A 4,727-nucleotide genomic window follows, 5' to 3' on the forward strand; every position below is an offset into this window, starting at 1 on the left:
GCCCTCCGGGTTATCCTTGTGGCAAATGGCTTCACCGCATTGCCACGCCAGGGACTGATCCACCCCGAGGTTGCGCAGGTGTTCCCTCAGGTTGTCTGCACTGGCCCGCTCCCACTCCACCGTATCGACCCCATCGCCTTCACGGCCAGTGTCGTGGAACAGGCAAGCTTTGATCAGCAGGGGTACCATGTGGTCCGGAAATGCCAGCGCCCGGGGATCGCCGTGCAGTTTACGCTGTTGCAAAAGGGCTACTGCCCAGATCGCCGTCCGGCAACTGTGCTGAAGACCATGAATGAGGCGGGCAATGGTTTGGGCATGGGGAGCGATGCTGCTAGGGCGATAATGCAGAAGCAGGGCCGTTTTCGCTACCTGAGTGGATTCGATTAACGATTGATCAATGATCGGTAAGTTGGCAGTTTCAGTTTCGGTTGCAGCAAGCTTCGGACCTTTTCTTGCCGGTTCAATGGTCAGCGTTTCCGGCCCTGTCTCAATTATTTGCGTGGCAATATCAGTGGCGGCTACTTTATGCCCGACCTTGCGCAAGAAATCAATTTCGATCGCCTCATCCCACTTTGCACAAGCAACAGCCGGAACCATTACCTCTTCACTTCTACTCACTTCTCTGGCAAAAGCGGTGCCTGTCTGATTAGCATTATTAGATGAAACGATGCAACCGGCAAAAGACGCCTGTTCTGTTTTTTCACTGACCGTTTTAATACCTGGCAAATCCATTTCTTCAACCCTCACTACTGTCCTTGTAGTACCAATCTGTTTGATGGATATCAAATCAATTACAATTGAGACTTTTTATCCAATAACTAGTTCCATCCTTTGCCATAGAGGCACGGCAGGGAATGCGAACTTAATAATATCTGTTGCCTTTGGTGGCCCACTCTCCAAATTTATCCTTGAGCAAGCTGTCCCACTCCTTCTGATTTTTTGCATGCTTTATCACGTTGGTGCAATAAAGATCCCACCAAGTTCCCGCATCGTGTTCTTTAGTCAACAATGTTTTAAATTCTCCGGTTGTAACGGGGCTAACGACAACGTTTTGATGACGTAAACAGTGTTTGGCTATTGTTAATTGGCTCTGCTCTGAACATTCTCCCCAGAATTGACGAATATACTCACGGTACTCTCTAAGGTGAAAGAAACAAAGATCAGTTTTGTAACGTTGCATTTCAACCAGAGGCAGGTCACCTTTATTGCTTTGCGTAATTTCTCTACTTGCCTCAGGAATGGCCTTCAAGCAATGGTCATGCTCATCCGCGCTATTGGCATTGACGCCAAAGTCTATGTATTTATCATTGGATTCAGGGAACAGAACAAGGTTAATAACATTTAACATCAACGCCAAAACTGCTTCCCGGGAATAATCATTGTGCGCGACGCGATAGAGGGGAAATAATCTTTCAAATGGATTACCTGAATCCCGCTGATAATTTCCTTCTTCCAGGAAGGCGGTTCTGAACTCAAAATACAGATCTTTGAGATCTTTAATTTTGCGATCATAGAATTCCGGATTATTACAGACAAAATTTGTTGCATTGGTAATATTCTGAAATTCAATCCCAAACAGTCCACGAATAGTTCCAGGTAGTTGCTGTGGATAAAAACTCTTGATTTCGTCAATATGTCGGATCAGAATTTTCCGACTTAAATTATCCAGCGGTGTTGAGCCGGAACGTAGATAATGACTTTTCCCCATCACCACCAGCCATTGTTGCAGACTGAACTCATTGTGCTGATTGACACACGACTGACGCAGGATTCGGGAAAGCTGGTGTGTGCTTGCAGATATCTGGTTATCCTTACCACTTTCGGGGCAGAAATGGGTATTGTCTAATATCGATGATGAAAACCGCTTACCTTCAAAAGAACAGGCGCCGAAAAAGCCATCTTCAACAATGGCACTGTTTAACTGTTCTGTATTGAATTTACACGTATGAAATGAAATGGATTGAAACACTGTCCCCTTCATTGAACAGCCGCTGAAATCAATCCCTTTTAAATTATGCGCCCGTCCTTTCAGCTTAAAACCATCAAGGGAATCCAGCTTTCCCTTCAACAGTTGTGGGTTTTGCTCAAACAACAACTGTATGCCCTCTTCACCACAAACCTTGACGAGACTTTTGATGCCTTTGTCAAACTTGCTGCCTTTACAGGTTATCTCATGGTAAAGGACTGACCAGGATTGCCGAAAAAGCTTTTCCAGCGGGCGCCCGTCGGGCCAGTGGCTAAAGCGTTTCTTTAAAATATAAAATAATTGACGTATATCTTCGTGAGAACTGATCTCAAGTACGTTCAACTCGTCAAGTAAGGACAGAGGCTTGGAAAAACGAGTCTCCTGTTGTTTATTAAAATGAATAAGACTGTGGTAGTCACAGGTTGACTGCGTAATAATTTTCTCATTGCGGGCGAAGGCGTCCAGATCAGGGAACTTTCCGTTAACGCTGTGATTTTTACAAATGCTTGCATCCAGTCGGCCGAGTGTTGCAGAAGTCAAGATCATAGACATCATCCCTCCTCCATAATCACGCCTGGAATTATCTGCCAGCTTCTTCTCCATGACTCGGGTACATACTTTCTCGGTGTCGCATTTCATCCTGGTGGTCATATCCCACATATTCCCAAACGGTTCTATTCCAATCTCAGTACGTCGCTCAAAGGAACTCAGGGTAGCTTCATTTGCCAGGCTATTGAGCACAACCTGTTTACTGACCCGCTCCCGGTCAGAAAGAAAGTCTATATTATGCCCGGCACAGAACTCACGAGCGGGGTTTGCCCCAACGCCGTGGGGCATCCCCAGGCGGTAATGCACCAGACGTCCTGCGCGAATACGACAATGAATTTCCCAATCGAGCAGATCTTCGTCACTTAGGTTCAGAAACTGTTTTAGAAACGCTTTTTTGCGGGTATTTACCGGGGTATTAATATCCGCTGCCACGGAAAGGTTCATATCACCCAGGCAACCATGGTAGTCGGCCAGGGCGTCCAGCCATTGCTCCTCCAGGTCAGCGGTATCTGGTCGCTCAGCATCAATGCCCAGTCCTGCCAGTTCCCTGAACAATGCTTCAACCACCGCTTTACTGTGTCCCCCAAAGGTGATGGTCAGTTGATTTTCAAAGCTAAGGGCTTCAGGCAAATTTGGAGGAGAAAACAGAATACTGCCACCCTCACAGGCGGCTGCTTCGAGTTTAACAGCACGTACCGGTGAGGCATTCAGGTATGAAAAATGCAGTTGTCGCTCATCCAAATAACTGACCCTCTGGCCTGTCAGTTTGACAAAACCGTGGCTGAATTCAGCCAGTTCTATTTCCGTTTCAACGTCTTCGCCGGTTCTTGAACTGACTCGCGCGGGAAATTTCGGGGCAGGCAGGGGAGTTTTGATGGTTGGCAGTTTTGCAATGGACGGCACGTCAGCGGCTAACGACGCCCGGCACTTTTTAACAATGTCCTGCAGAATCATCACGGTATGATCAATAGTAGGGTGATGCTTTTCGTCCCATCGTGTTTTATCTTTGGCTAACTGCCCGGCCATGCCCTCACAGTCATTGGCCAGGCTGGTCAGGTCACTGCGCCAGTCGCGGTAATGGTCGTTCAGGGCAGATTCGGGATCATTCAGGGCAAAGTTAGCGTATTTAACCCGGCTCGCCAGACGGTACAATCCCCGTTCCAGGGCCAGGTTATCAGCCAGTTTATTGCCCGCTTCCCGGGACAACTTAAAGGTCATCCGGGTGATGGGTTGGTCATTGGCATCCAGTAACTGGCTAATACCGATCTGCCCGCCCCGGATATCCCGGCCTTTGACCGGCAGCCAACCACCGCGAATGCCCGCCGCCTTGATTGCCTTGTATTCCGCTATGGATACCCTCTCACCGGCCTCCAGGCTGTTGGGGAAGCGAGTGGTCAGCCAGGCAATACGATCGTGAATCGTCTGCCGTAACCAGCTGCGGTCACCGGGCAGAAAACCGCTGTGTTCGATCAGTCGGTCCAGCGCCTGCCAGTCAACCTGCCGCAAGATATCTTTCAGGGTGTGGCCCAGCAAGTCATCCTTTAGTTGCGCGAGAATATCGACGCAGGGGTTGTCCATAGGCAAGGAGTTCATGGGGGGGGCCTGTGGGTTCCTTAGCTTATTCAGCAGCACGGGCATGGAGGAAAAATCATCCGCTGCGGGGGTGGGCTCTGGTTTTTCAGCGCACGGGTAGCGAGTTGCCAGCCCGGCAAAATCCCAGTTGAACATGACCGGTTCCCCTTCCGGAGTCAGTTCAATGCCCTCCCAGGTACTGTTCACCATATTTTCGTTACCGACTATCACATTAATCAGCAATAATTTGGCCCACTGCTCTGGAGGCAGAGAGCGCAGCGTCGCCTCTCCGCCTTTGAGCTTACCCTGCCATTGTTCGGGGACAGGACTGACCACATAGCAATGACCCTGCTCCTGATGGACAAAACTCTGAGGTACTGTGATGCCCAACAGTCCGGCGAGGTTGGCCATCAATAGCTGGTTGCGGGCACTGAGTTCACAGCTGGTCGGTTTGATGGAATAAACCTGCTGGCTAACAGGGTCGTTATAAAGACCTGCTGGCCAGCTGCTGCACTGGCATTCTTCCATGGCAGTACTTTGCGGGGTCAGTTTTGCCAGGGAGAAGGACGACTCCGATGGTTTTGCCAAATGTCCGGTATAAGGCGTAATCAACCCCCGGACAACAGTGGACTGCTCACCG

Annotated in this window: 2 protein-coding genes; both read right to left on the reverse strand. The window is 49.3% G+C overall.

The window, feature by feature from the left end:
• Positions 1-732, reverse strand: a 732-nt coding sequence (locus KBW69_RS23100) for a hypothetical protein (protein ID WP_257282477.1), incomplete at its 3' end; no start/stop codon positions are given.
• Positions 733-862: 130 nt separating this feature from the next.
• Positions 863-4,727, reverse strand: a 3,865-nt coding sequence (locus tag KBW69_RS23105) for a hypothetical protein (RefSeq protein WP_257282478.1), incomplete at its 5' end; no start/stop codon positions are given.

Origin of the sequence: Endozoicomonas sp. ISHI1 (assembly GCF_024606225.1) — a bacterium.
GTDB lineage: Bacteria > Pseudomonadota > Gammaproteobacteria > Pseudomonadales > Endozoicomonadaceae > Endozoicomonas_A.